Consider the following 24,243-nt stretch of genomic DNA (forward strand, 5'->3'; position numbering starts at 1 on the left):
TGATACGTCGACTCACCCGGCGTGGCGGTAGGCGCGCCGCGGCGATGGTCGCGGCCACGGCAGTGCTCACCGGAGTGATGACGGGCCTCGGCGGTAGTACCGCCACGGCGGACCCGATCATCGAATCCAAGACTCTGCTGGCCGATCCCACCGCGCCCGACGGGTCGCGCATCGTGAAGGCCGAGTACAAGGACGATCGGAACCTGCGCCTCTACGTGCACTCCACGGCGATGGACAAGGACATCGTCGTCGATGTTCAGCGCCCGGCCGACGCCTCGGAGCCGCGGCCGACGCTCTATCTGCTCAACGGCGCAGGTGGCGGCGAGGACTCGGCGTCCTGGCAGGCCCAGACCAACACCCTCGGCTTCCTGGCCGACAAGAACGTCAACGTCATCCAGCCCATCGGCGGTAGCTGGAGCTACTACACCGACTGGATCAAGGACGATCCGGCGCTCGGCCGCAACAAGTGGAAGACGTTCTTCACCGAAGAGCTCCCGCCGCTGGTCGACGGCGCGCTGGGCACCAACGGCGTCAACGCGATCGCCGGCCTGTCCACTTCGGGCACCACCGTGCTGGCCCTGCCGATCGCCAAGCCCGGGCTCTACAAGGCGGCTGCCGCCTACAGCGGTTGCGCCCAGACCAGTGACCCGGTCGGCTCGGAATTCGTGAAGCTCACCGTCAACGTGTGGGGCGGTGGCAACACCGACAACATGTACGGTCCGGACGGTTCGCCGGCCTGGGTCGAGAACGATCCCTACGTGAACGCCGAGAAACTCCGCGGCGTCGATCTCTACGTTTCCACCGGTAACGGCCTGCCCGGCCGCTGGGACACGCTGAACGGCCCGCACACCCTGCCCGGCTCCTACGGGCTCGCCAACCAGATCCTGGTCGGCGGCGTCATCGAAGCGGGCACCAACTACTGCACGCACAACCTGAAGAACCGGCTGGACTCCCTGGGCATCCCGGCCACCTTCAACTTCCGCGACACCGGCACCCACTCGTGGGGCTACTGGGAAGACGAGTTCCTGGCTTCCTGGCCGGTCCTCGCGGGTGGTCTCGGACTGTAATTCCACACAGCGAATCGAGTAGCGCGCCGGTGCTCCGGCGCGCTACTCGCGTTTCGGGACGCGGGTTCGGGTGACCAGGACCGCGAAGGTGAGAGGCGAGTGAGCCCCCTTCAGCACCTTCCCGTGCGGTGCACGGAGTTGGTCCAGCGTCGTAGACCCCTACTCCGCGAAGACCGCCTTGCGCTTGCCCAGCATCGCGCCCGCGCCTTCGAAGAAGTCGGGGGACTGCAGCAGTTCGGCCTGCCCGGCCTTCTCGTCGGCCAGTGCCGTATCGAGGGCGGTCAGAGTGGCGCGGTTGAGCGCCTTCTTGGTCAGTTCGAGGGCGCGGCGGGGGCCGTGCGAGATCTTCTCGGCCGCGGCCTCGACGGCCGCGTCCAGTTCCTCGGTGCCCGCGAGTACGTCGGTGAACAGGCCCTCGGCGTGAGCGGCGGGGGCGGGGAGACGTTCGCCGAGCAGTGCCATCCGTGCCGCCAGCGGGCGGCCCGCGGCCGCGGCGACCAGGGCCGCGGCGCCGCCGTCGGGCATCAGGCCGATATTGATGAACGCCAGCAGCAGGTAGGAGTCGGCTTCGGCGTACACGAGGTCGGCGGCCAGCGCGATGCCGACGCCGACGCCGGCGGTCGCGCCGCGGAGGCGCACGATCACCGGTACCGGTAGGTCGACGATGGCGCGGACGAGCCGGTTGGCGGCGTCCATCACCATATCCGCGGTGATGCCGCGGGCGCCCTCTTCGGCGCTGGCGGCGAGGTCGGCGCCGGTGCAGAAATCTCCGCCTTCACCGGTGAGTACGACCACCCGCACGGATTTGTCCTGTGCGGCGGCGAGGAAGGTCTCGCCCAGTGCCACCATGGAGTCGTAGTCGAGGGCATTCTTGCGTTTGGGCTTGGTGAGCGTCACCCGCAGCACACGGCCGTCTCGCACGGCGGAGAAACCCGTCGGCCGTTCGGTGGGGGAAGTCGGGGAATCTGTGTTGACCATGCGCGCTCCATCGGGTGCGGTCCGGTGCCAACCGGGTGGCGAATAGCGGTTAACGTTGCGAATTGTGGTTAACTTAGGTTGACTTGTCGGGCGCTGTCAACACCGGCGGCGCCGCCGACGGAACGGAGAATGCATGGTCGCGGATAGCAGCCGGGTGGACCCGGTGCGCGTGCGTCCGGCCGACCGTGGCAACGGCCAGGGCGGGCGGCGTCGGCCCAAGGACCGCAAGGTCCAGATCATGAGGGCCGCGGCCCGGGCTTTCAGCGAACGCGGCTACTACCCGGTCGGCGTGGACGAGATCGCGGCCGAGGTCGGGATCTCCGGTCCTGCCCTGTACCGCCATTTCGCCAACAAGTACGCCCTGCTGGTCGCCGCGGCGGAGGAAGGCGCGCGGCAACTGCTCGAAGCCGCGCGGGCCGCGGACGACCCAGGGGCGGCCCCCGGCGAACGCCTCGACGGCTTGATCAAGGCTGTCGCCGAGCACACCATCGATATCCGGCGTGAGGCCGGCCTGTACCGGTGGGAGGGCCGCTACCTGGAGCAGCCCGACCGCGCCCGGATCCGCACCCTGTACAACGAGATCAACAGCGCCTTCGCCGCGCCGATCGAACAACTCCGTCCGGACGCCCCGCCCGAGGACATCGCCCTGCTGGCCGCCGCCGTGCTCAGCGTGATCGGCAGCATCTCGGCGCACCGCACCGCCCTGTCGAGCACCAAACTCCATCCGTTGCTACGCGATATGGCGTGGTCGATCGTGCGCGCCGAACTGCCGCCCGCCCCCGGCGCGGGCGAGGCGGACAATGCGCCGCGCGGTCTTCCGGTGACCTCGAAGCGGGAACAGCTGCTCACCGAGGCGATCCGGATCTTCGGCCGCCGGGGCTATCACGAGGCCAGTATCGAAGAGATCGGCGCGGCCGTCGGGATCAACGCCTCCAGTGTCTACCGGTACTTCAGCAGCAAATCCGATCTGCTGGCCGCGGCCTTCCATCGCACCGGTGACCGCTTGGCGTTCGCCATCACCGAGGCGCTCGCCGAGGCCAGTGGCCGCCCCGACGCGGTGGACAAGATCGCCGATCGCTATGTCCGGCTCAGTTTCACCATGCCCGAGATCATGCCGGTGTACTACGCGGAGTTCCCGAATCTGCCACCGGCCGAACAGCACAAACTGCGCGCGATCCAACGGCAGAACGTGCACGAGTGGGCGAATCTGCTCGACGGCGATCCGACCGAAGCTCGCTTCCGGGTGCATTCGGCGATCGGTCAGGTCATCGATGTGGGCCGGTTGATCCGTTTCGATTCCCGGCCGCAGCACCTGGCCCGGGTGCATGCGCTGATGATGGCGGTCCTGCTCGGACCGTCGCCCGACGGCGGTCGTCGAATCCATGCCTGACCAGGCTCGATCGCACTGTCTCGGATAAGGGCTTGACCTTGCCCCAGGGGCAAGGTTCGACCATTGAGTCATGAACGAGATGGACAAGGAACTGGCGGAATTCGTTTCGGCCGCGGCGGTAGAACTGGGTGTGCCGGGTGTGGCGGTGGGGATCTGGGCCGATGGGCGGGAGCACATCGTATGCCACGGGGTGACGAGTGTGCGGAATCCGCTCCCGGTCGATCGGGACACCGGGTTCGTCATCGGGTCGGTGAGCAAGACGTTCACCGCGACCGCGCTCATGCGGCTCGTCGATCAAGGGCTCGTGGAGCTGGACGCGCCGGTGCGACGCTATGTTCCGGAATTCGCCGGGCCCGCCGTCGCGGCGCACGAGGTCACGGTGTCGCAGCTGCTCAACCACACCGCCGGTTTGGAATGGAAGTTGAGCGCCGATACCGGAGAAGGGGAGGACGCGCTCGCCCGGCACGCGGAGCTGCTCGCGGCGGCCCCGTTGGTCGCGGAACCGGGTACCCGCCCGTCCTACAGCCAGGCCGGTTTCAACCTGGCGGGCCGGATCATCGAGAACGTCACCGGCCGGACCTTCGAACAAGCCGTCCGCACCCTACTGTTCGAGCCCCTCGGTCTGGCGGACAGTGACTACGCGCTCAACGACGTGATGACCCGCCGGTTCGCGGTGGGACACAACGCGGACGACACGGGTGCGCTCGCGGTCGCCACGCAGTGGAAGGACAACCGCTCCAACAATCCCGGTGGCGGTGTGGTGTCCTCGGTCGGCGACCTGCTCCGGTGGGCGCGTTTCCACCTCGGCGACGGACGCACCGCCGAGGGCGAACGGATGCTGTCCGCCGAACTCCTGCGCCGTATGCGGGTCGAGACGGTGGAACTGCGTGGCAGCACACTGGGCGATGCGTTCGGCATCTGCTGGTTCCTGCGGGAGGTGGACGGTGTCGCGATCATCGGGCACGGCGGGTCGGGCAACGGCCAGTTCGCCGATCTGCTGATCGTGCCCGAACGGAATTTCGCCGTGATCGTGATGTCCAACGCGGGCCCGGACGCGGGCCTCGAATTCGATCGCGGTGTGGTGCGGTGGGCGTTGGCGCGTTATCTCGGTGTGGTGGAACACGATCCGGAGCCGTTGCCCTACGACGCGGCGCGCGCGGCGGAGATCCTCGGGGATTACGAGAACGAGATGATGCGACTCACCCTCGAAACCGACGGTTCCGGTGTGACGATCGGATGCGCCATCAAACCGGAGGTCCGGGCCGCGGCGGAGACCGAGCTGCCGCCCGACCTGCCGCCCGCGGCCCTCGGCCTGCTGCCCGGCGACGCCGACGAATACATCGTGACCGCCGGTGGCCTGGTGGGACAGCGCGGGTACTTTACCCGGGACGAGTCCGGCGGTGTGGTGGGAATCGACCTCGCCGGCCGGTTGTTCAACCGGGCCCGGTGACGAGTGCGTCGCGTGGCACCGACTCGTCGGAAGGGAACATCCGTGATCACCATCGGTCAGCTCGCGCGGTACGCGGGCGTCACGACCAAGGCCGTGCGCGTCTATCACGAGCGCGGGCTACTTCCCGAGCCGTCGCGCGACTCCTCCGGGTATCGGCGCTACAGTGCCGAAGACGCGGTCGAACTGGTCAAGATCAAGACGCTGGCCCGGGCGGGGGTGCCGCTGGCGCGTATCAAGGAGTTGCTGGCCGCCGATCCGGACGACTTCGCGGCGGCGGTCGCCGAGATCGATTCCGCGCTCGTCGAACGCGCCGCGGAGATCCGGCGAACCCGCGAGCGGATAGCCGAGCTGGATGGCGGCGACCGGCTCTTCGTATCCGGCGAGGTCGCCGAGTACCTGCAGCGTCTGCGGCGGCTCGGCGCGAGCGCGCGGGCCGCCCGGATGGAGCGCGATATCTGGATACTGCTGCAATCGGTCGCCCCGGAGCAGGCGGCGGGCTGGGTCGCCGACAAATTGGATGCCCTGGACGATCCGGAGTTCGCCGCCCTGTACCTCGACTACGACGCCGCGTTCGACTGGCCGGCCGCCGACCCGCGACTGCCGGAACTCGCGGACCGCACCGCACGGTGGCTGGCGGGCAGAGCCGGTGGAGCGGGCCGGACGACCCCGGCGCTGGACCCGGAACTGCTCCGCCTGGTGACCGACTCTGTCGGCGTCACCTCACCCGCGTGGGATCGGCTGACGGGTCTCGCGCGCAACTCTGTCGGCTGAGGCCGGCATCCCGTCCGGAACCGGGTGCGTTACCCGTGCCGGAATCGGAAAACCGTGCGCGCCAACCGCAGTCGCCGCACATTCCGGTTGAAACTGGACAGGCCCAGCGGTTCGCCGTACCGGTTGCGGGCGATGGACAGGGTCCGGCTGAATTCGCGCAGACCGTGCACGCCGTGGCTGTGCCCCTGACCGTATTCGCCGAGCCCGCCGAACGGCAGCGCCGGGATGCTGGCGTAGGTGGTGGCCGTATTGACCGTGACCACCCCGGCCCGCAGCCGTTCGGCGTAGATTTCGACCTCGGCGATATCGCGGGTGAACACCGATACCGCGATACCTCGTCCGGCGTCGTTGATGCGGGTGACCGCGTCGTCCAGATCGCGCACCTTGTTCACGATGAGGACCGGACCGATGCCCTCCTCGGTGATCGCGATGCTCTCCTCCGGCACATCGACCAGCACGATGGGCTCGACGTAGGGTTCACGAATCGAATCCAGTCCGCCGACCACCGCGCGTCCGCCCCGTGCCAGCGCGTCGCGGACCTGTTTGCGCACCACCTCGGTCTGCGATTCCAGGATCATCGGCCCGTAGGACGAGCGCCGGTCCGCTCCCGGGCGCAACGCTTTCGCCCGGCTGACCACCAGATTCAGGAACTGGTCGTAGACCGAGGCGGCGACGTAGGCGCGCTGGACGCCGGTCGCGTTCTGGCCCGCGTTGGCCATCGCCCCGAAAACCGCGGCGTCGGCGGCGTCGTCGAGCTTCGCGTCGACGTGCACGATCATCGCGCCCTTGCCGGAGTTCTCGACCACCACCGGCGTCAAGGTCTGGGCGCACAGTGAGATCACCTCGCGGCCGTCGGCCTCCGGCCCCGCGTACGCGATCTTGTCGACGCCGGCCCGGCACAGCGCGGCGGCGGTGGAATCGTCGCCGGTGACGGCCGCGAGGACGGGCCGGTCGGGGGCGATCTCACGCCACGTATCGGCCAGCCACAGTCCGGTGCCGCTGGTCACCTCGTGCGGTTTGAAGATCACCGAGTTTCCCGCGGCCATGGCGTAGGCGATCGAACCCATGGGCGTGAAAACCGGGTTCTGCCAGGGGCCGATAACGCCGATCACCCCCAGTGGGAGATACCCCACCGAGGCCCGCTGGTTGCGGGTCAGCCAGTTCGAGGCCAGCGTGCGCCTGCTCAGCGCCCGGCTGGCGTTGCGGGCCGCCCACTCCAGGTTCTCGACGGCGAGCATCACCTCGATCGCGGCGTCGGCCTCGGGCTTACCCGTTTCGTCGCGCAGGATGTCCACCAGTTGAGCGGCTCGGCGCGTGATGATCCGTTTCCACTCCAGCAGCAGTCGCTTGCGGGTTCCGAAACCAGCTGTCGACCACCAGTTCTCGACGGTTCGCGCGGCATGCACCGCGCGTTCGAGTTCGCTGGGGCCGGCAACGGCATAACTGCCCACGACCTCGCCGGTACGGGGGTCGTGGGATGTGAGCACGCTCGGTCGGCCGGATCCTCCCGAACGCGCCGCCACCTCGGGCTGCGCGGTATCGGCCATGAAAGTCAGATTATGGTGGTGGCGTAGCGCCGACAAGACACCGACACTGCCAATGGACTGTCCTTGCACCGCCGACCAGCGTGGATGACCGGCCACGGCGCTGCTGTGAGCAAAGGCACAATTGATTCGGGCCGGCTCGGGGTAAGGGCGGCGCTCCGGTGCGCGATAACCCAGCCGGTAACATCGCGCCCTGCGCCAGGGATCATCCAGCGGGATACCGATGCGCCGGTTACCCCGCAGCCAGTCCGGCCGATAGTGGAGAGTTGATGCCGAGTTCGAACGAAGCCGGGACAGCCGCCGGCGAGAATGCCCCGCCGACTCGGTCGGTGGATTCCCGCCCGCCCGGTGTCGATCCATCGAAGTCCGGGACCGGCGGTGCCGAGGCGGCCGCCGGACAGATCCACACCAACGGCATCGCGCCCGCCGCGACCGCGTCCGCGGATGCCGTCCGGGTCGAGGACATCACCAAATCCTTCGGCGATGTGCACGCGTTGCGCGGTATCAGCTTCTCGGCCGCGCGCGGCAGCGTGCTCGGGATCCTGGGCCCCAACGGCGCGGGCAAGACCACCAGCGTCAAGATTCTGTCCACCCTGCTGCGTCCCGACTCCGGGACCGCGGTCGTGGCCGGTCGCGATATCCGGCAGGACCCGGCGGGGGTGCGCCGGTCGATCATGATGACCGGTCAGTACGCCGCCCTCGACGAGAATCTGTCGGGACGGGAGAACCTCGAACTGTTCGGCCGGCTGATGGGTCTGAGCAAGTCCGCGGCGCGTAAGCGCGCCGACGCGTTGCTCGCCGAATTCGACCTGGTCGCCTCCGGTCGCCGCCCGGTGCGCCAGTATTCCGGCGGTATGCGGCGGCGGGTGGATATCGCCTGCGGCCTGGTGGTCCGGCCGGAGGTGGTGTTCCTCGACGAACCGACCACCGGTCTCGACCCGCGCAGCCGCCAGGGCGTGTGGGATCTGGTGAGCGCGCTGAAGGAACAGGGGATCACCGTCCTGCTGACCACCCAGTACCTCGAAGAAGCCGATGTGCTGTCGGACAACATCATCGTGATCGACAAGGGCACCGTGATCGCGGAGGGCACCGCCGACGAACTCAAGGAGAAGACCGGCGGCAGCTACTGCGAGGTCGTACCGCTGGACCCGACCAAGTTGAGTCTCGCCGCCGCCGCCCTCGGCGATCTGGTTCCGCCCACGGTATCGGCCGACTCGGCCGGTGCCGAACGGCTGTCCATCCCCGCCCCGGACGGCGCCGCGACACTGGCCGAGGCGCTGCGTCGCCTGGACGCCGCCGGTATCGCGCTGGCCGATATCGGGCTGCGCCGGCCCTCGCTCGACGATGTGTTCCTGTCCATCACCGGCCACTCGGGCCAGGCCGACGAGCCGGGTGACCCGGCGTGAGCGCTCCCGCCGTGTCCCGTGCCGACCTGTTCGCCGAACTCCCGCCGACGCGGGTGTCCTCGTTCGCGCAGTGGCGGGCGCTGACCGGCCGCATCGTCTGGACCATGGCCACCAAGGGCGAACTGATCGCCGCGATTCTGACGCCGCTGGTCTTCACCGTCGGTTTCTATCTGCCGCTGCGCTATGTCATGCAGTTCCAGGGCATCGATTACGCGCAGTTCGTCATGCCGATCGTGGTGTTGCAGACCATGGCGTTCACCATGATGTCGAATGCGCAGCTGGCCGCCTTCGAGGCGCTCACCGGATTCAGTACCCGGCTGCAGACCATGCCGATCGGGCTACTCGTGCCGCTGGCCTCGCGGATCGCCGCCGGATTGGTCCGCTCGGTCGTCTCCCTCACCGCGGCCCTGATCTACGGCCACCTCATCGGTTTCGAATTCACCGCCGGGTGGGGACAGACGGTCGGGTTCTGTGCCTTCGCGATCGCCGTCGGAACCTTCCTGGCGATCGGAGCCGACGGGCTGGGCAGCCTGACCAAGAGCCCGGAATCACTGAGTCAGGCCCTCACCCTGCCGACCTTGATCTTCGGCATGATGTCGTGCGGTTTCGTTCCCGAGACCGGATTCCCGGAATGGGTCCGGCCGTTCGTGCGCAACCAACCCATCACCCAGTGGGCTTACACGCTGCGGGATATGGCCGGTGACGGCGTGACCTGGGAGGTGCTGCGGGTGGGATTGCTGTGGCTGTTCGCGGCGGCCGCGGTGTTCACGCCGTTCGCGATCTGGGCGAGTGTGAGGCGAGCATGAGTGTCATCGATACGTCCGCGGCCACCGAAGCGGGCGGCCGGGTAGCGCACGGCACCGCGATCGAGTTCCCGAAGGTCGACCCGCGGCCCGAGAAATCGCCGGTGACCTGGGCGGTGCACAGTTCGATCCAGTGCAAGCGGCTGTTGACGGCCTGGCTGCGCGATCCGGCGACGACCATCCAGACGATCGTGTACCCGGCGCTGACCCTGGTCATGTTCTGGATCGTGCTCGACGATTCCATCTCCAGTTTCACCGGCCGGCCCGCCATCTACGGCACCGTCCCGATGATCACCCTCGTCGCGGCGATGACCGGCGCGGTGGTGAGTGCGCTGGGGTTCAAAGCCGAGAAGGTCACCGGGCTGCTCGGCCGGTTCTGGACCATGCCGATCCATCGGGCGGCGGGCCTGACCGGCCGGCTGCTCGCCGAGGCGATCCGGGTGCTGATCACCACGCTGATCGTGCTCGCGGTGGGCTACTGTCTCGGTTTCCGATTCGAACAGGGGTTGTTGGCCGCGCTCGGGCTCATCGGTATCCCGATCCTGTTCGGCATCGGTTTCGCGGTGTTCATCACCGCGATCGCCACCTTCACCGAAGGCGCGCTGCTCGTCCAGGCCGTCGGGATCGTCACCAACCTGCTGCTCTTCTTCAACTCCGGTTTCGTACCGGTCTTCGCCTACCCGACCTGGTTGCGGTCCACGGTGGAGAACCAGCCGATGAGCTGCGCCATCGAGGCGATGAAGGGTCTGTCCTTCGGCGGCCCGGTCGCCGAACCGCTCGTCGACACCCTGCTGTGGGTCGGCGGCGTACTCCTGGTGTTCGGCTATCCCGCGGTCCGCGGCTACCGGAAGGCCGCCGAAACCGGCGGCTGATCCGGGGCGGTTACTTCCGGGAGCCGGTCGCCCGGGTCTCGGAAGTAGCCGGTGCGAACGGGTAGCCGACCCAGCGGTCGCGGTGGGTCCAGCCGACGAGGTCGTAGCGCCAGTGGAACGGCCAGGTGCGGGAGACCGTGTTGAACAGGACGGCGCCCAGCGCCGCGTAGTCGTCGTGCGCCGAGAGCAGGGCGTGCCGGCCGCGCGGCGACGCGGAGAAGAAGGAATCGAACATGGCGACGGACTGCTCGGTGGTCAGCCGGCCCAGACCCCACAGTCCGCGCATCCGCATCCAATAGGTGAGCCGGGCCCGCCACGGCCACAACGCGGCGACGGCGTCCTCGCCGGCCCGGATCGCCTCGACCGCGGTATCGGCCAGCGCGAAGGAGTCGGCGACGCTGTAGCCGGTACACGGATGCATCATCCCGCCCCGCGAACCGAACGGCACCACCCGGCCGACGCCCTTGCGGGGCGGCGGGGTGTCGAGCGGATAGTGGGCGGCCTCGCTCGGCTCCTCGCCGGTCAGCACGATCCCGTGCGCGGCGAGGCGGCTGAGCGTGCGTTTACGGAGTTCGTGCTGCGGCATGCCTCCGCGCAATCCCAGGCTGGTCTCCTCGAAGATCACGGTCCCGTCGCCGAGCGGCACCGAGTACAGGAACGACGGCGGCTCATCCGGTCCGGCCCCGTTCTCCGGCCGCCAATCCAGCAGCAGCCCCTCACCGTCGCCGACCATGGGGGCGGCCGTTTCGGCGGCGACGAAGATCCCGTGCGCGCTGGCGGCGCGGCGGTCGCCGAGCGGCGGCATACCGCGCGAATCGACCACCACCGCCGCGCCGATTATCGTGCCGTCGGCGAGTTCGACCTCATGGGCGTCCACCCGCGTCGCGCGGCCCGTGTACACCCGGGCGTCGTCGAGCGGCAGCGCGTCGCGCAGCCGCGGCTTCGACAGCACGCAATAGGGGCGTTCGACCTTGATCTCGGAAGTCGTCCAGACCACCGGCGCCGGGATCCGGCTCGCGATCACACTGGGCGGCAACCACTCCGGGAGCTCATCGATCCAGCAGGAGAAGGTCGGCGGCCACAAACGGTCCGGGCGGGGGTCGACGGCGGCCACCCGAAGGCCCGCCACCGTGGCGCGGTGAGCGAGGGCGCGCCCCGACGGGCCCAGCCCGACGACACAGATATCGAACTCCCGGACCGCGCTGTCTGCCATGTAATGCATTCAACGGCCTGATCCCGAGGAGAGCAATAAGCGTGGCCTCCGGCAGCCCGATCGCCGCTGGTGAACCTCCGATATCCCGGCACGACCCACCACTGCTCGCCCCCGGCCTCGGTATTCAGTTCTTCGGAGTAACCCAGGTCGTGATCTGCGCATGCACGACTTCCCGCCCGGTCTTGTCATAGATCGCGACCGGGACCGTCACGTCCTGCCCCTCGGTGATCGCCGTGAAGTCCGGGATCTCGGTGAGTTCGGCCACCGCCCGCAGGCCCGTCGTCGCTTTCGTCAGGTACTGGACCTGCATCCCTTTGGGGATCCAGCGGTGTGTGGTGGGTACCGTCGCCTCGCTCAGCATGCCCATCGCGATCTCGGCCAGGTTGCAGGCGGCGATTGCGTGGAAGGTGCCCAGATGGTTGTGGACGCCGAACCATTTCGGTGCTCTGACCTCGCACAAGCCCGGTTCCAGCCGGATCACGCGGGGTAGCACGGTGGCGAAGTACGGCACGCGGGCCACCATCGACAGGGAGAAGAGGCCGTGGCCCAGGGGGTTGTCCGGCAGTTTTCGCCAGCCGCGGTAGGTGCCGGTCTCGTTGGTCATACCACTATCTTACTCATCGGTAAGATAGTGGTGCGCTGCTATGGTTCAGCGAGTGCCCGACCTCGGCCGACCCCGATTTGAAACGGCTCGGGGGGCTCGTGCATACTGTTCGGGTTGCCTTGCCCCGGGTGGCGGTTGTTTCTGTGAAACGACCAGGCCGGGCGGGGTGAGCAAAACCAGCGAGTACCCCACCTTTTGTGGTGTGGGTGCGTCCGGGACACAGTTCCGAAGGCCGCGATCGAAGTTTTCTTCCGGGGCCGAGGAATGAGCGGAGGGGCGACACGCCCGACCGCGTGGACCGGAGAACCATGACAGATGAACAGCGGCGAGGACTGGGCGGTGCCCGGTCGTGGTCTCCACTGAGACGTCATCGTGTGTTCGGGCTGTGCAAATGAAGGTGGTACGGAGCCGTCGCCGGTTTCCGGATCACGGACGAAAGCGGAGAAAAGGACACTTAGCGTGGCGGGACAGAAGATCCGCATCAGGCTCAAGGCCTATGACCACGAGGCGATCGACGCGTCTGCGCGCAAGATCGTCGAAACGGTGACCCGCACCGGGGCCCGGGTCGTCGGGCCGGTGCCGTTGCCGACCGAGAAGAACGTGTACTGCGTCATCCGTTCGCCGCACAAGTACAAGGACTCGCGCGAGCACTTCGAGATGCGTACGCACAAGCGGCTGATCGACATCCTCGACCCGACGCCGAAGACGGTGGACGCGCTCATGCGCATCGACCTGCCGGCCAGCGTCGACGTCAATATCCAGTGACGGGGACTCGAGACATGACTGACAACAAGAGCAGGCCCGTGGCCGGCATCCTGGGCACCAAATTGGGCATGACCCAGGTGTTCGACGACAAGAACCGGGTCGTCCCGGTCACCGTCGTCAAGGCCGGACCCAATGTGGTCACCCAGATCCGCACCGTCGAGCGCGACGGCTACAGCGCCGTGCAGGTCGCCTTCGGCGCCATCGACCCCCGCAAGGTGAACAAGCCGGAATCCGGCCAGTTCTCCAAGGCGGGCGTCACGCCGCGCCGGCACGTCGCCGAGATCCGCGTCGCGGACGCGTCCACTTTCGAAGTCGGCCAGGAGATCTCGGCCGAGTCCTTCGAAGAGGGCGGCTACGTCGATGTGACCGGCACCAGCAAGGGCAAGGGTTTCGCCGGCACCATGAAGCGTCACGGCTTCAAGGGTCAGGGCGCCTCCCACGGTGCGCAGGCCGTGCACCGCCGCCCGGGTTCCATCGGTGGCTGCGCCACCCCCGGCCGCGTGTTCAAGGGCATGCGGATGTCGGGCCGGATGGGTAACGACCGCGTCACCACGCAGAACCTGTCGGTTCACAAGGTGGACGCCGAGAACGGCCTGCTGCTGATCAAGGGTGCGATCCCGGGTCGCAAAGGCGGCGTCGTGATCGTCAAGAGCGCCGTGAAGGGTGGTGCGCACGCATGAGCAGCTCCGCTGTGAGTACGGAGAAGAAATCCGCCAACCTCACCCTGCCGGTGAAGGAACTGGGCGGTAAGACCAACGGCACCGTCGATCTCCCCGCGGAGATCTTCGACGTGACCGCCAATATCGCGCTGATGCACCAGGTGGTCGTGGCCCAGCAGGCCGCCGCTCGCCAGGGCACGCATTCCACCAAGACCCGCGGTGAAGTCCGCGGCGGTGGTAAGAAGCCGTACCGCCAGAAGGGCACCGGCCGCGCCCGCCAGGGTTCGACCCGCGCCCCGCAGTTCGCCGGTGGTGGCATCGTGCACGGCCCCAAGCCGCGTGACTACAGCCAGCGCACCCCCAAGAAGATGATCCAGGCCGCCCTGCGTGGTGCGCTGTCGGATCGGGCGCGTAACGAGCGGATCCACGTGATCAGCGAACTCGTCGCGGGCCAGGACCCCTCGACCAAGACCGCGAAGATCTTCCTGTCCGAGCTCTCGGATCGCAAGAAGTTCCTGCTGGTCGTCGGCCGCGATGACATCGCCGCCTGGAAGAGTGCCCGCAACCTGGAATACGTGCACACCATCGCACCGGACCAGCTGAACACCTATGACGTTCTGGACAGCGACGTAGTCGTGTTCAGCGTCGAGGCGCTCAACGCCTTCGTGCACGGCCCGGCTGAGGCTGCACAGGAGGAGAGCAAGTGAGCACCATCGCCGATCCGCGCGACATCCTGCTGGCGCCGGTCATCTCGGAGAAGTCCTACGGGCTGATCGAGGAAGGCACCTACACCTTCCTGGTTCACCCGGACTCGAACAAGACCCAGATCAAGATCGCGGTCGAGAAGGTCTTCGGGGTAACGGTCACCAGCGTCAACACCGCCAACCGTCAGGGCAAGCGCAAGCGGACCCGCTTCGGTTACGGCAAGCGCAAGAACACCAAGCGCGCGCTCGTGACCATCTCGGCCGACAGCAAGCCCATCGAGATCTTCGGAGGCCCGGTCGCGTAGGCGGCGGGGAATCCAGAAAGCAGAGAAGAACTCATGGCAATCCGTAAGTACAAGCCGACTACCCCGGGCCGCCGCGGGTCGTCCGTCTCGGACTTCGCCGAGATCACCCGGACCACCCCCGAGAAGTCGCTCGTCCGCCCGCTGAGCAAGAGCGGCGGCCGCAACGCGCACGGCCGGATCACCACCCGGCATCGCGGTGGCGGTCACAAGCGTGCCTACCGGCTGATCGACTTCCGCCGGCTCGACAAGGACGGCGTGCCGGCCAAGGTCGCTCATATCGAGTACGACCCCAACCGCACCGCCAATATCGCGCTGCTGCACTACCTGGACGGCGAGAAGCGCTACATCATCGCGCCCAAGGGCATCGCGCAGGGCACGAAGATCGAGTCCGGTCCGACCGCGGATATCAAGCCCGGCAACAACCTGCCGCTGCGCAATATCCCGACCGGTACCACCATCCACGCGGTGGAGCTGCGACCCGGCGGCGGCGCCAAGATGGCCCGCTCGGCCGGCGCCAGCATCCAGCTGCTGGGCAAGGAAGGCCCCTACGCCACGCTGCGTATGCCCTCCGGTGAAATCCGCCGTGTCGACGTGCGCTGCCGCGCCACCGTCGGCGAGGTCGGCAATGCCGAACAGTCGAACATCAACTGGGGCAAGGCCGGTCGTATGCGGTGGAAGGGTCGCCGACCCACCGTCCGTGGTGTCGTCATGAACCCGGTCGACCACCCGCACGGCGGTGGTGAAGGCAAGACCTCCGGTGGTCGCCACCCGGTCTCGCCGTGGGGTCAGCCGGAAGGCCGCACCCGTAAGCCGAACCGCCCGAGCGACAAGCTCATCGTCCGTCGCCGTCGCACCGGCAAGAACAAGCGCTAAGGAGGAGGTAAGAAATGCCACGCAGCCTCAAGAAGGGCCCGTTCGTCGACGACCACCTCCAAGCGAAGGTGGACGTGCAGAACGACAAGGGCAGCAAGCAGGTCATCAAGACCTGGTCGCGTCGTTCGACCATCACCCCCGATTTCATCGGTCACACCTTCGCCGTCCACGACGGTCGCAAGCACGTGCCGGTGTTCGTCTCGGAGAACATGGTCGGGCACAAGCTCGGTGAGTTCGCGCCGACGAGGACGTTCCGCAGCCACGTCAAGGAAGATCGGAAGAGCAAGCGGCGATGAGCACAGAAACTCAGAATCCGACTGCGCGCGCGACCGCCAAGCACGTGCGCGTGACCCCGATGAAGGCCCGCCGAGTGGTGGACCTGGTCCGCGGTAAGCGCGTCTCCGACGCGCTCGACCTGCTGCGCTTCGCCCCGCAGGCCGCCAGCGAACCGGTCGCCAAGGTCGTGGCCAGTGCCGCGGCGAACGCCGAGAACAACCTCGGCCTCAACCCCGACACCCTGGTCATCTCGACGGCGTATGTCGACGAGGGCGCGACCATGAAGCGTTTCCAGCCGCGTGCCCAGGGCCGCGCGTTCCGGATCCGCAAGCGCACCAGCCACATCACCATCGAGGTCGAGAGCGTCCCCACCGCCGGTGGCACTCGTGGCCGCCGGAAGGGAGGGGCAAAGTAAATGGGACAGAAAATCAACCCCCATGGCTTCCGCCTCGGTATCACCACCGACTGGAAGTCCCGTTGGTACGCCGACAAGCAGTACGCGGATTACGTCAAGGAAGACGTCGCCATCCGCAAGCTGCTGAGCACCGGTATGGAACGTGCCGGCATCTCCAAGGTGGAGATCGAACGCACCCGTGACCGGGTTCGCGTCGATATCCACACCGCGCGTCCGGGCATCGTCATCGGCCGCCGCGGCGCGGAGGCCGACCGGATCCGCGCCGAGCTGGAGAAGCTCACCAAGAAGCAGGTCCAGCTGAACATCCTCGAGGTCAAGAACCCCGAATCGGATGCCCAGCTGGTCGCCCAGGGTGTGGCCGAGCAGCTCTCCAACCGCGTGGCGTTCCGTCGTGCGATGCGTAAGGCCATTCAGTCGGCCATGCGTTCGCCGAACGTCAAGGGCATCCGCGTGCAGTGCTCGGGCCGTCTCGGCGGCGCCGAAATGTCGCGCTCGGAGTTCTACCGCGAAGGCCGCGTCCCGCTGCACACGCTGCGTGCCGATATCGATTACGGCCTGTACGAGGCCAAGACCACCTTCGGTCGTATCGGTGTCAAGGTCTGGATCTACAAGGGCGATATCGTCGGCGGCAAGCGTGAGCTGGCCACCCCGAGCGCGCCGGCCGGGGATCGCCCGCGCCGGGAGCGCCCGAACCGTCCGCGTCGTTCCGGTTCCTCCGGCACCACCGCGACCAGCACCGAGGCCGGGCGCGCCGCTACCGCAGTGGCCGAGCCCCCGGCAGAAAAGCAGGAGGGCTGACCAATGCTGATGCCCCGCAAGGTCAAGTTCCGCAAGCAGCATCACCCGAGCCGCAGCGGTCTCGCCAAGGGCGGCACCTCGGTGTCGTTCGGTGAGTTCGGCATCCAGGCACTGGAGCCGGCGTACGTGACCAACCGGCAGATCGAGTCGGCTCGTATCGCGATGACCCGCCACATCAAGCGTGGCGGCAAGATCTGGATCAACATCTACCCGGATCGCCCGCTCACCAAGAAGCCCGCCGAGACCCGCATGGGTTCCGGTAAGGGTTCGCCGGAGTGGTGGATCGCGAACGTCAAGCCGGGTCGGGTGATGTTCGAGATGAGTTACCCGAACGAGGAGACCGCTCGTGAGGCCCTGCGCCGCGCGATGCACAAGCTCCCGATGAAGTGCAGGATCGTGACGAGGGAGGAGCAGTTCTGATGGCAACCGGCACTCCGGCCCCAGAGCTCCGCGAGCTGACCGAAGAGGAGCTCGTCTCCCGCCTGCGCGAGTCGAAGGAAGAGCTGTTCAATCTGCGCTTCCAGATGGCGACCGGTCAGCTGACCAACAATCGCCGGCTGCGTGTGGTGCGTCACGAGATCGCGCGCATCTACACGGTCATGCGTGAGCGCGAGCTCGGTTTGACCACCGGACCCGCTGACAAGGGAGATGCGGCATGAGCGAGCAGGTGGAGGAGCAGCGCGGCACTCGCAAAGTGCGGGTCGGCTACGTTGTCTCCGACAAGATGAACAAGACGATCGTCGTCGAGCTGGAAGACCGTCACCGGCACAAGCTCTACGGCAAGATCATTCGCACCACCTCCAAGGTGAAGGCGCACGACGAGAACGAGACCGCCGGTGTCGGCGATCGCGTGCAGCTGATGGAGACCCGGCCGACGTCGGCCACCAAGCGGTGGCGGCTGGTCGAGGTCCTGGAGAAGGCCAAGTAGGCCTGCTCCTCGGCTGACGAGTCGTAAACGTAAGGCCCGCTTCCCGGTTCGGGAAGCGGGCCTTTGCGTATCTGTAGGTGGTGACGGCGCAATGGAAGTCGGTTCACCGCCGGGATCGGGGAAGCCTAGCAAGTCGTAAATGTCGGAGTCGTGGGCTCATTCGGGCAGGCAGACCTCCCGCATGATGCAGAGAGCGACTCACGACAGCAACGAGGATGACATGGATATCCCTGGCGGCGCCGGCGGCGTAAGTATTCCCCCGGAAGAAGTGACTGCCGGGCGGCGGGAAGCGGGACGTACCCGGCACGAAGAAGGAAATGCCCGGCACGAAGAAGGAGGTGTCCGGGATCCTGGTGAGCTGGACGACTCCTCTGGGCCTCCGACCGGGCCCGGTACCGGGGGCGGTCCCGGGGGCGGCGATGACACCACGAGCCCGGCCGGGTCCGGTTCCGCGGGCGGTGATTCCGAGACGAGCCGGGAAAGGCCTGTTGGAGAGCCGAAACCCGAAGAGCCGAAGCAGCGTTGCCACGATGAGAACCTGATCCCACCTGCCCAGGGCCGGTGCCCGGTCGTGAATCTGGATTGCCCGTCCGGTGCTTCCGAAGCTGTTCGAGATTTCATCCACGGCGCGGAGATCGCCATCCGGAATGCGGTCGATCTCCTCGCCGGTGGGGCGCCGCTGCCACTTCCGACGCCCGAGTGCCCGTCGACAACGATCACTCACCAGCAGCTCGGTAGCGGCGCCATCGGTCCGGTGTACCAGGACATAGCTAACAATGCCCGTGGACAGTACGATTCGCTGCTGGGTATGGACGATCAGGTCGCCGGAACCTTGTCCGTGGTCGCCGATCAGCAGCAGTCCGCGCTGCGCAAGATCATGGAGATCGTCGACGATCTGAAGGCGAATCTCGCGGCGGCGCAGGGCCGCATCTTGACGACGGCAGAGAACACGGCGCTGACGGAGGTCGTCGCGCACGCGGTGGAACTGGTCTACGAGCAGGTGGCGAATACCTCGGACAGGAATACCCAGCTCGCCGGCGGTTCCGGTGACAGCGGTGCTGCCGTATTGGGGATCCCGGCAGAGGCCTTCAGCGGTCTCGGCGCCGGCGCCGGGTCGGCGCCGATCCTGGCGGGACTGGCCGCGCTACCCATGGCTGCCGCGTCGCTGGCCAGTATGCGGAGCGTGCGGGGGCTGCCGGAGAAGGATGGTGAAGCAGGCCCGGGCACGACCGAGGAAACGGTTCCCGCCGGTACCGGTACCGAGCTCGGTGCACGCGACCCCGCTTCGGTCGTCCAGGTCGCCGGTGGGGTGGTCAGGAGCGTCGATTCGGACAACGGTCAGCCGGGGCTCTTCCCGTCGCTGCCCGGCCTCATCAGGAATTCGGCGTCCCGGCGCGGCGTAGACCAGCAGGTGTCCCACACTGATACGTCGGCCGAGGAGGATCCGGTGCCCGCCGAGCCCGTCTTCGAAGATGTCTGATCGGTGGGCGCAAGCGCGCGATGGCGCCCGGCCTGTGCTCCGACAGGCGCGCACGCAGGCGGAGCGGCGAGTTCGTCCGGGGGTGTGACCGTCGTCGTATCCGAGTCCCGAAATGTGATATAGGGGAGGGCGGTTGACGTATGGGGGTCCCTCGGCGCTAGGGTGTACGGGCTATGAGGGACGCTGCGACAACGATTTCGGGGGCCTGGCGGAGCGACGACGGTATGGCGGTGACCTTCCGCGATGCCGCGGCAGGCTGGGCTATGGCCGCGTACGAGGCGCTGGGCGAGACCGCGACGGAATACGGGTATTACGTCACCGTGCAGGAACTGGCCGACCGGGTGCAGGAGATGTCAGGGGTGCGTACCGACGCCCCGACTCGCACCTGGATGGACGCGATTCTGCGCAAAGTGGCCCGACGCTGCCACAACGCGGGTGAGCCGCCGTTGACGGCATTGTGCGTCAAACGCAATCTGAAGGTCGGCGACAGCTACAAGTACGTGCTCGAACTGGCCGCACTACCGGTGCCCGCCGATATCGAGACGCACGCCGCCTACGCCCGCTGGGCCTGCTATGCGGCCTACGGCGCCGATGTGCCCGCCGACGGCGGTACGCCGCCGCTGATCCCGCGCGGCGGCACCGCCCGGCAGGCCGCCGCCGCGACCCGTCAGGCCGCGGCCAAATCGGATACCGGGGCGCGCACGGTGGTCTGTTCCAGCTGTTTCATCCAGCTCCCGGCCACCGGCATCTGCGAGCACTGCTGAATCTCGGGCCGAGCGACCTCAGGCCAGCGTCGTATGCCAGAGGAGCGCGGCCGTGAGGGCGCCGGCGCCGTTGACCGCCCAGTGCAGGGCGATGGGCGCCAGCAGGCTGCCGCTGCGGTGCCGCAGCCAGGTGAACACGACCGCGGCCGCCGCGGTCGCGGCCACGGCGATCAGCACACCGGCGAGCTGAGCGAACGGGCCGCCGCCGATCACCTCGGTGAGGCCGCGGTTGCCCGCGGTGAGGCCGAAGGACGAGGCGATATGCCAGAGTCCGAAGAGCAGCGATCCGGCCGCGAACACGCCGCGGGCGCCCCACGCCCGGTCGAGCGTGCCGTGCAGCACCCCGCGAAACGCGAGTTCCTCCGGGATCACGGTCTGCAGTGGGATCACGATCATCGAGGCGATGAGGGCGCCGGAGATGGTGGCGTAACGGTCGGCGAGGAAGAACGGTCGGGTCAGCGGTAGCGCGGCGCCGATGGCGACCGCCGCCAGCACCACCCCGACCGCGGCGAGCGCGTACTTGGTCCCGGTCCGCCAGTGACGCGGCGAGAGGCCGAACTCGGCCCAGCGCAGTCCGCGCCGGCGCATGAGCCCCAGCAGCACCAACGCGGCGATCGGGACGCTGACGATATTCGCCCACGCGGTGGTGAAATGCGCGATCAGGTTGGTGCAGACGAGCACGGCCACCACCACCGCCACATCGGCGTAGGCATGGATTCTGGGCCGCGGAGCAGCGGTTTTCTCGGGAACCGGGTGGAGCATTGGGCCAAGTGTACGGATGACGGGAAAGGCGGCCGGGGTGGGCGCGGGCCGCGATGTCTGCACCGGGCGAGGCCGCACCGACTCGACTACGCTGTGCCGCGCGCGGTGTCCGGCCGACCCTGCGCGGTGATCCGCGGGTGGCCAGGAAAGTAGGTTGCGATGTCGACCGGCGTGTCCGCCGAGCCGCGGGTGGTGCGGAGATCGCGGCAGGCGGGCCGGTGGCTGCTCGGGCTGGGGGTGCTGCTGCTGAGTGTGCCCGTGCTGCGCGGCGACGGTGTGCGCGTCCCCTTCTACGGCCAGGAGTTGCACTGGGCGCCTTGCCCGGCGGAAACGGTCACCACGCCGGGCACGGAATGTGCGAACCTGCTGGTACCGCTCGACTATGGCGACCCCGACGGCCGCACCCTGACGGTGGCGATCTCCCGGGCACCGGCTACCGACCCCGCTCGGCGGCGGGGCATTCTGCTGTCCAACCCGGGTGGGCCGGGGGCATCGGGATTGGACAGCCTCGGCCTGCTGGGCGATGTGCTCGATCCGCAGGTGCGGGCGCAGTACGACCTGATCGGAATGGACCCGCGGGGTGTGGGCGCCTCGGATGCGCCGCCGCTGTGTGGCTGGCGGGTGGGGGAGGCGATTCGTTCGGCGGGGCGGTCCGACGCCGGTTTCGAGCAGGAGGCCGGGCTGGCGGCCGAATCGGCCGCGGCCTGCCTCGATACCGACCCGGCGAAACTGCGTTTCCTGACCACGCGCAATACGGCCCGCGATATGGATCTGATCCGTGCGGTCCTGGGGGAGGAGGAACTGAGTTTCTTCGGTTTGTCCTATGGCACGTACCTCGGTGCGGTGTTCACCCAGATGTTCCCCGACCGCACCGACCGGATGGTGCTCGACAGTGCTGTCGACCCGGACCGGTACTGGACCGGTTTGGTGCAGGATTGGGGCCCGGCCGACGAGACCGCGCTGGACGACTGGGCGAGCTGGGCCGCGGCCCGGGACTCGACCTACCGGCTCGGGCGGACGGGGCCGGAGGTGCGCGGCACGGTCGAGGGTCTGTATCAGCGCGTCGCGGCGGCACCCGTCGTGGTCGACGGCTACCCGGTGGACGACCGGGTGTTGCCGTTTCTGCTGCACAATCTGCTCCGTAGCTTTCAGGTGAACGAGACGCTCGCGGCGACCGTCCGGGATATCCGGGACGCCGTCGCAGGGGATTCGACGAGTTCGCCCGAGTCCGGTCTGCGGGACGTGCTGGCGGAATTGCACACCGGCGAGAACTCCGCGTTGATGGTGATCGCGTGCGGGGATGTCGCCGCCCCGGCCGATCCCGAGTGGTACCGGCGCCGGATCGAGGAGACCCGCGGCGCCCAGCCGGTGTTCGGTGCGCTGGCCGGCAATATTCAGCCGTGCGCGTTCTGGCCGCGGCCTGTGGAACCCCCGACGGTGGTCCGGAACGCGGTCCCGGTGCTCATCACGCAGGCCGCCGGTGATCCGCGGACCCCGTACTCCCATGCGGTGGGCTTACATCGGAAGCTCACCGCGTCGCGGTTGGTGACCCTGCGAGATACCCGGATTCATCTCACCTTCCGTCCAGGGCTGAGCGCGTGCGTCGGCGACGCGATCAACGGGTATTTCCGGGACGGACGGCTACCGCTCACCGATATCGAATGCCGTCCGGACCGCCCGGTTCAGTGACCGGTGGCGGGTTCGGCGGCCCAGCTGTCCGGCGAGTGCCACGCCTGCAATGTCCGGCCGGTGTCGAATCGCCGGAGTTCACCGGTCACGGGATCGGTGAACTCGAGTTCGGCGGCGAGTAACTGCAGCGGCCGGGTGAAGTCCTCGATGGGTTTGTCGGTGATCGTGGGATAGAAGTCGTCGCCCAGGATCGGGATGCCCAGCGAGTTCATGTGCAGTCGGAGTTGATGGGTGCGCCCGGTTTCGGGCCGGAGCCGATAGCGTGCGCGGTCGCCGCGGCGCTCGACCAGTTCGATCCGGGTGCGTGCGTTGGGCGGACCCGGCACCTGCTGTGCGGCGAGGACGTGTTTCTCCTTGATGATCCGGCTCTCCAGATCGACCGGGAAATCGAGCTCGGCCCGATATCCGGCGACGGCTTCGTACTGTTTACGGACCCGCTGCCGCTGGAACAGCATCTGATAGGCGCCGCGCAGCCCGGGATCGATCACGAACAGGACGAGGCCGGCGGTGGCGCGGTCGAGCCGGTGCGCGGGCACCAGGTCGGGGAGGTCGAGTTCGCGTCGCAGCCGGACCAGAGCCGTCTGCAGGATATGGCGTCCGCGTGGAATGGTGGCCAGGAAGTGCGGTTTGTCGGCGACCAGGATGGTGTTGTCGCGGTACACGATCGGTATGTCGAACGGGACCGGCTTCTCGTCGGGGAGATCGCGGTGGAACCAGATCGCCCCGCCGGGGACGTAGGGCGCGTCCGGTGTGAGGGGGCCGTCCAGGTCCACGATCTCACCCGCGCGCAGCATCTCGTCGATCCGCGCGGGCGCGACGCGGGGGAGCCGGTGGACCAGGTGGTCGCGTACGGTCGGCCAGTCGCCGTCCTCGGGCAGCCGCAGCCGGGCCGGGTCCAGCCCGTACCGCTTGGGCAGCGGAGGTTGCTGCCTTCTTCTCACCGGTCGCAGCTTAGTCGGCGCGCCCGGTCCGTCCGCGGTCGGTTACTTCCAGTAGCCCTGGGCTTTGATCTGCGCCTTCGGCAGTGAATGGGTGGTCCGCAGACTTTTCACCACGGCGCGGGTGGTGGCGGTGTCACAGGCGACCCAGGCGAACGCGTCCCGTCCGACGGTGAGCTGTTCGGCCTGTTCGCGCATTCCGCGGCCGTCATCGATCCGCTGGATCCAGGTCACCGTGTGGTGCGGCTTGTTGCGGACGGGCAGGGTGGTGTCCGATTCGTACTGCCATTCCAGCCAGATCCTGGCCGGGGCGTCGCCGATCGCCTTGAGCAGCGTGTTCACCGCGGGGAGGGAAGCGCTGTCACCGAAGAGCACGTATTCGCCGGGCGCGGTCGCGGGCAGCTCGAACTTCGAGCCGAGCACCGAGGTTTCGATCACCTCGCCGACCTGCGCGCGTTCGGCCCACTGGCTGGCCGGTCCGTTGTGCACGGCGAATTCGATGTGGAAGTGGTCGTTGTCGGGATCCTGGTCGATCAGGGTGTAGCCGCGGTGGTGCAGTTTGTCGGTTTCGGCATCCGGAATCCACAGCCGGATGAACTGTGTGGGATGGACCGGATGGTCGGCGAGCAGCCCCCCGGCCGTGAAGCCGATGCGGACGAATTTATCGGTGATCCGCTCGGTGGAGGTGACGGTCAGCCGGTAATCCTCGGCCCGCCACACCTTCATGATTACGCCATTACTGCCTCTACCCATGCAGGTTAGCTTAACCTAAGTGTGCCTGCGGATCAG

The 24,243-nt window shown here is 67.8% G+C and carries 28 protein-coding genes; 21 read left to right on the top strand and 7 right to left on the bottom strand.

The genetic code is table 11. The annotated features are described in order from the left end of the window. Positions 1 to 44: 44 nt before the first annotated feature. Entirely contained in the window at positions 45 to 1,067 is a 1,023-nt protein-coding gene (locus OG804_RS25915; protein WP_328398749.1) for an alpha/beta hydrolase, read from the top strand. A 159-nt stretch (positions 1,068 to 1,226) separates the two neighbouring features. Here OG804_RS25915 and OG804_RS25920 read toward each other — a convergent pair whose 3' ends face one another. Continuing rightward, complete coding sequence (locus OG804_RS25920; protein ID WP_328390777.1) at positions 1,227 to 2,045, bottom strand: enoyl-CoA hydratase-related protein; 819 nt, start codon at positions 2,043 to 2,045, stop codon at positions 1,227 to 1,229. A 133-nt stretch (positions 2,046 to 2,178) separates the two neighbouring features. Here OG804_RS25920 and OG804_RS25925 point away from each other — a divergent pair, with 133 nt between their 5' ends. The 3 genes from OG804_RS25925 to OG804_RS25935 all read left to right on the top strand — a co-directional run bounded on the left by OG804_RS25925 (position 2,179) and on the right by OG804_RS25935 (position 5,656). Continuing rightward, positions 2,179 to 3,435 (top strand): TetR/AcrR family transcriptional regulator, encoded by a 1,257-nt coding sequence (locus tag OG804_RS25925; protein WP_328390779.1) that lies wholly within the window; start codon positions 2,179 to 2,181, stop codon positions 3,433 to 3,435. A 70-nt stretch (positions 3,436 to 3,505) separates the two neighbouring features. Next, complete coding sequence (locus OG804_RS25930; RefSeq protein WP_328390781.1) at positions 3,506 to 4,885, top strand: serine hydrolase domain-containing protein; 1,380 nt, start codon at positions 3,506 to 3,508, stop codon at positions 4,883 to 4,885. Positions 4,886 to 4,927: 42 nt separating this feature from the next. Then, the gene (locus OG804_RS25935; RefSeq protein WP_328390783.1) at positions 4,928 to 5,656 is read left to right on the top strand and encodes a MerR family transcriptional regulator; all 729 of its coding nucleotides are present in this window, start codon (positions 4,928 to 4,930) and stop codon (positions 5,654 to 5,656) included. Between the two features lie 29 nt (positions 5,657 to 5,685). Here the strand turns inward: OG804_RS25935 and OG804_RS25940 are convergent, their stop codons facing one another. Beyond that, positions 5,686 to 7,203: an aldehyde dehydrogenase family protein gene (locus tag OG804_RS25940; RefSeq protein ID WP_328390785.1), complete on the bottom strand. Its 1,518-nt coding sequence runs from the start codon at positions 7,201 to 7,203 to the stop codon at positions 5,686 to 5,688. Between the two features lie 266 nt (positions 7,204 to 7,469). Between OG804_RS25940 and OG804_RS25945 the strand changes: the two genes are divergently transcribed. The 3 genes from OG804_RS25945 to OG804_RS25955 are packed head-to-tail and all read left to right on the top strand — an operon-like array spanning position 7,470 to position 10,281. Then, the gene (locus OG804_RS25945) at positions 7,470 to 8,606 is read left to right on the top strand and encodes an ATP-binding cassette domain-containing protein (RefSeq protein ID WP_328390787.1); all 1,137 of its coding nucleotides are present in this window, start codon (positions 7,470 to 7,472) and stop codon (positions 8,604 to 8,606) included. Next, the gene (locus OG804_RS25950) at positions 8,603 to 9,412 is read left to right on the top strand and encodes an ABC transporter permease (RefSeq protein ID WP_328390789.1); all 810 of its coding nucleotides are present in this window, start codon (positions 8,603 to 8,605) and stop codon (positions 9,410 to 9,412) included. Before OG804_RS25945 ends, OG804_RS25950 begins: the two co-directional genes overlap by 4 nt. Beyond that, the gene (locus OG804_RS25955; RefSeq protein ID WP_328390791.1) at positions 9,409 to 10,281 is read left to right on the top strand and encodes an ABC transporter permease; all 873 of its coding nucleotides are present in this window, start codon (positions 9,409 to 9,411) and stop codon (positions 10,279 to 10,281) included. Before OG804_RS25950 ends, OG804_RS25955 begins: the two co-directional genes overlap by 4 nt. A 10-nt stretch (positions 10,282 to 10,291) precedes the next feature. On the opposite strand, the gene OG804_RS25960 is transcribed toward OG804_RS25955, so the two are convergent. Beyond that, complete coding sequence (locus OG804_RS25960) at positions 10,292 to 11,494, bottom strand: lycopene cyclase family protein (RefSeq protein ID WP_328390793.1); 1,203 nt, start codon at positions 11,492 to 11,494, stop codon at positions 10,292 to 10,294. 124 nt (positions 11,495 to 11,618) lie between these two features. Further along, positions 11,619 to 12,098 carry a hotdog fold domain-containing protein gene (locus OG804_RS25965; protein ID WP_328390795.1) on the bottom strand — a complete coding sequence of 160 codons (480 nt, stop codon included), beginning with the start codon at positions 12,096 to 12,098 and terminating at the stop codon, positions 11,619 to 11,621. A 459-nt stretch (positions 12,099 to 12,557) separates the two neighbouring features. Here OG804_RS25965 and rpsJ point away from each other — a divergent pair, with 459 nt between their 5' ends. The 13 genes from rpsJ (at position 12,558) to OG804_RS26030 (ending at position 20,065) form a co-directional block, all read left to right on the top strand. After that, positions 12,558 to 12,863 carry a 30S ribosomal protein S10 gene (rpsJ, locus tag OG804_RS25970; protein WP_003938093.1) on the top strand — a complete coding sequence of 102 codons (306 nt, stop codon included), beginning with the start codon at positions 12,558 to 12,560 and terminating at the stop codon, positions 12,861 to 12,863. A gap of 14 nt (positions 12,864 to 12,877) precedes the next feature. Then, on the top strand, positions 12,878 to 13,543 hold the full coding sequence (gene rplC / locus OG804_RS25975; protein ID WP_328390798.1) for a 50S ribosomal protein L3: 666 nt from the start codon (positions 12,878 to 12,880) through the stop codon (positions 13,541 to 13,543). Continuing rightward, complete coding sequence (rplD, locus tag OG804_RS25980) at positions 13,540 to 14,229, top strand: 50S ribosomal protein L4 (RefSeq protein ID WP_328390800.1); 690 nt, start codon at positions 13,540 to 13,542, stop codon at positions 14,227 to 14,229. The genes rplC and rplD overlap by 4 nt, the downstream gene beginning before the upstream one ends. Then, the gene (gene rplW, locus OG804_RS25985; protein WP_280397800.1) at positions 14,226 to 14,531 is read left to right on the top strand and encodes a 50S ribosomal protein L23; all 306 of its coding nucleotides are present in this window, start codon (positions 14,226 to 14,228) and stop codon (positions 14,529 to 14,531) included. The genes rplD and rplW overlap by 4 nt, the downstream gene beginning before the upstream one ends. A 33-nt stretch (positions 14,532 to 14,564) precedes the next feature. After that, the gene (gene rplB, locus OG804_RS25990) at positions 14,565 to 15,404 is read left to right on the top strand and encodes a 50S ribosomal protein L2 (protein ID WP_328390804.1); all 840 of its coding nucleotides are present in this window, start codon (positions 14,565 to 14,567) and stop codon (positions 15,402 to 15,404) included. 14 nt (positions 15,405 to 15,418) lie between these two features. After that, the gene (gene rpsS, locus OG804_RS25995) at positions 15,419 to 15,700 is read left to right on the top strand and encodes a 30S ribosomal protein S19 (protein ID WP_328390806.1); all 282 of its coding nucleotides are present in this window, start codon (positions 15,419 to 15,421) and stop codon (positions 15,698 to 15,700) included. Continuing rightward, positions 15,697 to 16,095, top strand: a complete 399-nt coding sequence (gene rplV / locus OG804_RS26000; RefSeq protein WP_030522694.1) for a 50S ribosomal protein L22 — start codon at positions 15,697 to 15,699, stop codon at positions 16,093 to 16,095. Before rpsS ends, rplV begins: the two co-directional genes overlap by 4 nt. Next, positions 16,096 to 16,893 carry a 30S ribosomal protein S3 gene (gene rpsC, locus OG804_RS26005; protein WP_328390810.1) on the top strand — a complete coding sequence of 266 codons (798 nt, stop codon included), beginning with the start codon at positions 16,096 to 16,098 and terminating at the stop codon, positions 16,891 to 16,893. A gap of 3 nt (positions 16,894 to 16,896) precedes the next feature. Continuing rightward, a complete protein-coding gene (gene rplP / locus OG804_RS26010; protein ID WP_328390812.1) occupies positions 16,897 to 17,313 on the top strand; it encodes a 50S ribosomal protein L16 in 417 nt (138 codons plus the stop codon). Then, complete coding sequence (rpmC, locus tag OG804_RS26015) at positions 17,313 to 17,552, top strand: 50S ribosomal protein L29 (protein ID WP_328390814.1); 240 nt, start codon at positions 17,313 to 17,315, stop codon at positions 17,550 to 17,552. The genes rplP and rpmC overlap by 1 nt, the downstream gene beginning before the upstream one ends. Continuing rightward, a complete protein-coding gene (gene rpsQ, locus OG804_RS26020) occupies positions 17,549 to 17,821 on the top strand; it encodes a 30S ribosomal protein S17 (protein WP_328390817.1) in 273 nt (90 codons plus the stop codon). Before rpmC ends, rpsQ begins: the two co-directional genes overlap by 4 nt. 571 nt (positions 17,822 to 18,392) lie before the next feature. Then, positions 18,393 to 19,301, top strand: coding sequence for a hypothetical protein (locus OG804_RS26025; protein ID WP_328390819.1), 909 nt, complete (start codon positions 18,393 to 18,395; stop codon positions 19,299 to 19,301). Positions 19,302 to 19,474: 173 nt separating this feature from the next. Continuing rightward, positions 19,475 to 20,065: a hypothetical protein gene (locus tag OG804_RS26030; protein WP_328390821.1), complete on the top strand. Its 591-nt coding sequence runs from the start codon at positions 19,475 to 19,477 to the stop codon at positions 20,063 to 20,065. An 18-nt stretch (positions 20,066 to 20,083) separates the two neighbouring features. Here OG804_RS26030 and OG804_RS26035 read toward each other — a convergent pair whose 3' ends face one another. Next, a complete protein-coding gene (locus OG804_RS26035; RefSeq protein WP_328390823.1) occupies positions 20,084 to 20,827 on the bottom strand; it encodes a CPBP family intramembrane glutamic endopeptidase in 744 nt (247 codons plus the stop codon). Positions 20,828 to 20,986: 159 nt separating this feature from the next. Here OG804_RS26035 and OG804_RS26040 point away from each other — a divergent pair, with 159 nt between their 5' ends. Continuing rightward, positions 20,987 to 22,516 carry an alpha/beta fold hydrolase gene (locus OG804_RS26040; protein ID WP_328390825.1) on the top strand — a complete coding sequence of 510 codons (1,530 nt, stop codon included), beginning with the start codon at positions 20,987 to 20,989 and terminating at the stop codon, positions 22,514 to 22,516. Here the strand turns inward: OG804_RS26040 and OG804_RS26045 are convergent. Beyond that, a complete protein-coding gene (locus OG804_RS26045) occupies positions 22,510 to 23,457 on the bottom strand; it encodes a pseudouridine synthase (protein WP_328390827.1) in 948 nt (315 codons plus the stop codon). The two genes, OG804_RS26040 and OG804_RS26045, sit on opposite strands and share 7 nt — an antisense overlap. A 42-nt stretch (positions 23,458 to 23,499) precedes the next feature. Then, positions 23,500 to 24,207: a siderophore-interacting protein gene (locus tag OG804_RS26050; protein WP_328390829.1), complete on the bottom strand. Its 708-nt coding sequence runs from the start codon at positions 24,205 to 24,207 to the stop codon at positions 23,500 to 23,502. Positions 24,208 to 24,243 lie beyond the last annotated feature (36 nt).

The organism is Nocardia sp. NBC_00416 (genome assembly GCF_036032445.1).
Taxonomy (GTDB): Bacteria; Actinomycetota; Actinomycetes; order Mycobacteriales; family Mycobacteriaceae; genus Nocardia.